Annotated in this window: 6 protein-coding genes and 1 pseudogene; 2 read left to right on the plus strand and 5 right to left on the minus strand. The window is 42.0% G+C overall.

Going from position 1 to position 5,085, the window contains the following annotated elements; all coding sequences use genetic code 11:
• Positions 1 to 218: 218 nt before the first annotated feature.
• From RMZ42_RS30310 to RMZ42_RS30330, 5 genes and pseudogenes are all read right to left on the minus strand, one after another.
• Positions 219 to 410: pseudogene (locus RMZ42_RS30310) on the minus strand (lactate/malate family dehydrogenase); the annotation flags it as partial.
• 86 nt (positions 411 to 496) lie between these two features.
• Positions 497 to 712, minus strand: coding sequence for an NAD(P)H-quinone oxidoreductase subunit O (locus RMZ42_RS30315; RefSeq protein WP_322663474.1), 216 nt, complete (start codon positions 710 to 712; stop codon positions 497 to 499).
• Between the two features lie 86 nt (positions 713 to 798).
• Entirely contained in the window at positions 799 to 1,683 is an 885-nt protein-coding gene (locus tag RMZ42_RS30320) for a DNA-formamidopyrimidine glycosylase (protein ID WP_322674901.1), read from the minus strand.
• A gap of 252 nt (positions 1,684 to 1,935) precedes the next feature.
• Complete coding sequence (locus tag RMZ42_RS30325) at positions 1,936 to 2,151, minus strand: photosystem I reaction center subunit IV (RefSeq protein WP_094349537.1); 216 nt, start codon at positions 2,149 to 2,151, stop codon at positions 1,936 to 1,938.
• Between the two features lie 378 nt (positions 2,152 to 2,529).
• Entirely contained in the window at positions 2,530 to 3,114 is a 585-nt protein-coding gene (locus tag RMZ42_RS30330; protein ID WP_322674902.1) for a PAP/fibrillin family protein, read from the minus strand.
• 244 nt (positions 3,115 to 3,358) lie between these two features.
• On the opposite strand from RMZ42_RS30330, the gene RMZ42_RS30335 reads away from it, so the two are divergent.
• Positions 3,359 to 3,601 carry a DUF3134 domain-containing protein gene (locus RMZ42_RS30335; RefSeq protein WP_322674903.1) on the plus strand — a complete coding sequence of 81 codons (243 nt, stop codon included), beginning with the start codon at positions 3,359 to 3,361 and terminating at the stop codon, positions 3,599 to 3,601.
• A 79-nt stretch (positions 3,602 to 3,680) separates the two neighbouring features.
• The gene (mraY, locus tag RMZ42_RS30340; RefSeq protein ID WP_322674904.1) at positions 3,681 to 4,784 is read left to right on the plus strand and encodes a phospho-N-acetylmuramoyl-pentapeptide-transferase; all 1,104 of its coding nucleotides are present in this window, start codon (positions 3,681 to 3,683) and stop codon (positions 4,782 to 4,784) included.
• The last annotated feature ends 301 nt before the right edge of the window (positions 4,785 to 5,085 follow it).

The raw sequence follows: 5,085 nt of genomic DNA on the forward strand, positions 1-5,085 counted from the left end.
GCTATAGCTGTCGCCAAGTAGTTTAGGACATAAACCTAATATAAAACCTAGACAACAAGCGGCTTTCGGCCCTGTTCCCTGTTAAGAGTTCCCTGTTCTCTGTCCCCTGCTATATTTATACAAATTACGAATTACGAATGATTTCTTGCGATCGCTCAATATTTTGACGCACAGATCGAGCCGAAGTATGCAAACCCTTTCTTTCTTCATCAGTCAGCGTCAATTCCCCTAGCTTCCATCAAATCCAGCGCCAAACCTTGAGGCATTCCCGCAATAATGTCTAGTAAAACTACATCTGCCAGATTTTTTTCTGCAACGCGTTGAGCTAAAGTACTGCCAACCCTACCCGCACCCACGATGGTAACACGGGGTAAATTACAGATAATTGAGGAGTTAGGGAAAGAAGACATAAATTAAGATGCGATTTTTCTCAGCAAAAATTCAGGAGTCAGAATAAATGCCGAATTCTGACTTCTGACTCCTGAATTCTTGTTACTTATTTAAATTCTTCGAGTTGATCCACACGTAACCAAATATTAGGTGTTGGCACTTTCCCAAACTTAATCAAGGCGTAATCACCTTTGATGTCTACAATTTCGCCCTTGCTTTCAAACAAATAAGAAGGAAAGCGAGCATCACTGGCTTTAGCCTCCAGGCTGTTTTCTAGTTTTTCGCGCACAGCGCGAACCATATCTCCTTTTTTGACTGCCATGAGTTCCTCTCTCAAATTTGTAACGTCTTTCACCTGCATTTTAAAAGAGTTTCGAGTTAAAATTCCTAACTCTTGTACAGACGCAATTAATCCCGTCTCATGACTCCCCGCAACGTTTGACACTCGGAGCAAAAATGACTAGATCGCCCAGCTAACCTGATCCGTTGAATTGCTGTACCACAAACTCGACAGGGTTCTCCAGCGCGGTTATAAACCCAGGCTACACCACCATAATTGCCGTTAGTACCTTTAACATTTAAGAAATTACTAAATGTCGTACCACCAGCCTCAATGCTAGTTTCTAACACTTGAATGATGGCGGTTCGCAAACGTTCAATTTGCTTTAGCTGCAAATTTATACACAAGGTTTCAGGTAAAATCCCACTTTTAAATAATGCTTCATCAGCATAGATGTTACCTAATCCCGCCACCACCGATTGATCTAGTAGCGCAGTCTTAATCGGACGGCGGCGGTTTTGGAGTTTGTTTGCTAGATATTCAACAGTAAATTCGGGTGAAAATGGATCTGCTGCCAGTTTTGCCAAACCAGTGATAATGCTTTCTACAGCAACACCAGGCGGAACCCACCATATTTTACCGAAGGTTCGCTGGTCAACAAAGCGTAATTCTTGCCGATCGCCAAAGAATAATCTAACTCGCGTGTGCTTGTGTAATGGTTCATCTCTATCCAGCCATAATAGTTGACCAGTCATTCGCAGATGAACTCCTAGCCAGCCGGAAGACGAGGAGAGTTCGGCGAGGAGATATTTACCGCGACGATGCCAAGTAGCGATGGCTGCGCCAACCCCTCCGGGGTACGCATTATTTTTAATTCCATTAACAAACTCACCAACAGAAAACGGGTAGGCGATGGTGCGATCGAGCAACACATCTCCTCCCGTGATTTCTTGGTTGAGGGTCAATTGATTTAGACCCCTTCGGACTGTTTCAACTTCAGGCAGTTCGGGCATTCAAGCTGAGTTAAGCAAGCAATTGTGATTTATTTGAGGGTTCGAGGAAGAAAAGATGGGGTAGTAACTTACATAGCCGTAGATAGCTCGTATTACTACCCAAAAGAAACCGTAAATACCCGCAGGGCGGCTCTCGTAGATTAGGGTAGGCTAGGACAAAGAATGAATGAACTGAAATTTTCAGACTTCATACTTCAGACTTTAAGACTACCCTTCATCATCGCATCAAACAACTCCCTTGTAGCTTTGCAGCTATTTTTTCGGTGCTTTAGCCTTTGGTGCTTCAACCTCGACTAATTCATCCTGGGCAAAGTTGTTGGTATTGATACCAGAGTAATTGACCTTTTCAAAGCGGACAATTACAGGGTATTTGATGCCGCTTTGGTCGATGGAAGCCACAGTTCCTAGATCCTGAAACCAGTAGGATTCAGGGCGGAGAATACGTACTTTAGAACCACGTTGAACCATGATTATTTTCCCTTTTAGTTATCAATCGCCAATCTAGAGGGCTAATTGATTTCACTCTACAACCTCAAGGTCGCAGCAAGAGTCTTTGTTAAGTTATTTGTCTGAATTGGGGAGTGGGCATTGGATTAGGGAGAGGTTACAGGTGAAAGGTGATAGGGAATAATCTGTACCCTGTAACCTCCTCGCCCCGATCTATTTTTTGAACTCACTACAGGTGAAAGGTGATAGGGAATAATCTGTACCCTGTAACCTGTACCCTATTCCCTTCTTCACTCCCGACTCAATAGCACATCCAAAATTACAAAAGGTATTAGACCCCACTTGACAAGGTACACGTTATAGCGTACCTTCGTTCGCAAAAGGTTATTTGTGCAAAGCTTATGTTTTAGTTAAGACAAACACACTTCCCTCATTACCTCTGCCGATCCGTAAGTCGTTATCTATATAAGTGATATCTAACCAGCCTTGCTGTTTGTCACTCTTGATGGCAAAATCAATTCCGGTAAATTTTCTACCTTCTTCAATTTGTTGGATAAAAGTTACCGGAGAATTGTATTCTATTAAACGTTGTAAGCCGATAATAGAACGCTCAAATTTCACTTGGATACGCCGACCTGAAACTGGCTCAAATTTAGCAGCAACGCTGACTAATCCTTCTAAAAAAGGTAAGCCATAAATCTCAGCGATGTTGTAAACACTGGTAGTATCTACCCGGATATACTGATAGATTTGACCCAGTTTACATAAAGGTAAACGATCTAAGTTTAAAAGAGCCTTGCTAGTGGTGTATAGTAATCGCCAATTGCCATCTAGCAAATTACTAGCTTCCACCGGACGGGGTGTAGGATTAAAGTCTTCTAAATTGGCGATCGCTGCTAAGATAGCTTGTTTCTGTTCTTCGGTCGCCAGTAGACCGCGATTAGTAAGTGCGATCGCATCCATAAGAGCCGCTTTTCCCATCATCGCCTGTCACCTCAAAAATCACTCACTTTCCATCAGCATAAACAAGATATTAATGACATATATGTAGAGCCATAAAAATTACTAAGAATCGCTTGAACTAAGCCTTATGCTTATTAAATAAAAAAATTTCTATCTGAATGCGGATTTATCAACTAAAGGGTTGAAAAGATAACTAAATTAATCCGTGTCAAGTGATAGACTCTAAATGTCAACTTACGTAAACCTTTTCTTGCCCTGACTCGATATGTTGAACTCTCCATTACGTGAAGCAGCTCGTAACCAACGAGCCGATGTCATCCCCCTAAAGCCAGAGTCCTCTTTGTTGGACTGGTTACAAAACAACGGTCGCATCATCGCCCGTGACGTTCACGAACTGGATTTTCAAGCTGACGAAGAAGGAATAGACTCCCTAATGGGTGTAGATGATGGAATTGGCTACGACCTCGATGATGATGAAGATGATGATATAGGAATCGCTGAGAATTAGCCTTTTCAGGCTAGGGACTTGGTAGTATCCCTAGTTAATGGTATTCAATTTTATAAGTGTGGAGTGAAGGGAAACTTCTGTGGACGCTAAATTATCTCCTGAGCAAGGATTAAACATTTCTGGAATCGCTCTAGCCTCTTTATTAGCCGTAGGGTTAGGTACAACAGCATTTTTCTTGGATTCGATGGCCAATCGGCTACCGTGGCAAAGTATGTCGCTAACTCTGCCATTACTGTTGTGTGCGTTGGGTTCAGGTTTGGTGGGCTATTGGGTAATACCTTTACTTCAAGCACTTAAAACTGGACAAATAATTCGTGAAGATGGGCCTCAAGCTCATCTCAAAAAGGCAGGCACTCCCACAATGGGCGGTATATTTTTTATACCTGTATCTGTGTTGCTTGCCTGCATATTGTCTAACTTTTCTAAAGAGGTGCTTGCAGTTTCGGCTTTGACAATCAGCTATGGATTGATTGGCTGGCTCGACGATTGGCAAATTCTGCGCCGGAAATCAAATAAAGGTATATCTCCACAAACAAAACTGGCTTTGCAGGTGAGTTTTGCGGCTATGTTTTGTCTATGGCTGATGTTTAATCAACCTTCTAATATTACAAATATTGCTTTGCCTTGGGTGAGCTTCACACTACCATTAGGATTCCTATTTTGGCCTTTAGCAGGTTTTGTACTAGTTGCAGAAAGTAATGCGACTAATTTAACAGATGGTATTGATGGCTTGGCAGCAGGAACAGTAGCGATCGCACTTTTGGCTTTAGGTGCTTTAGTCGCCCCAACAGCACCAGGATTGATGGTTTTCTGTGCTGCTTTAAGTGGCGGGTGTTTAGGTTTCTTAGCCCATAATCGCAACCCAGCCCGCGTTTTCATGGGAGACACTGGTTCCCTGGCACTGGGAGGAGCTTTAGCTGCTGTAGCACTATTAACAAACAGCTTAGTAGGTCTGTTTATTCTCAGTGGTATATTCTTCGTAGAAACCTTGTCGGTGATGGCACAGGTAAGTTATTACAAAGCCACGAAGGGCCCCGATGGCAAAGGTAAACGTCTCTTGAAAATGGCACCTTTACACCATCATTTAGAACTTACTGGCTGGTCAGAATTACAAGTAGTTGGAGTATTTTATATAATCGCTGCTATTTTGGCTACTATTTGTTTAGCGATCGCTCCATTCTAAATGTTTTAAAAACTGCTTGAATATAAAAAACAACTCCCATATCTTCAGGGAGTTGTTTTTTTATAGAGTAAATTTATAAGTTTCTGATTTCTATGGCAACTGAAGCGCAAAGGATAGTCATAGAGTCAATAGACCTCTTGCAAAAGTTATTTTTGCAAGAGGTGGGAAAAGGTTAAAGGGGAAAGGGAAAATAACAAACCTTTCCCCCTTTTCCCGACTTCTGCAAGAAGTCTAATGTAAAATCTCAAATCTCAAATCTCAAATCTCAAATCTCAAATCTCAAATCTCAAATCTCAAATCT

It is taken from the genome of Nostoc sp. DedQUE05 (assembly GCF_034530955.1).
GTDB lineage: Bacteria > Cyanobacteriota > Cyanobacteriia > Cyanobacteriales > Nostocaceae > Nostoc.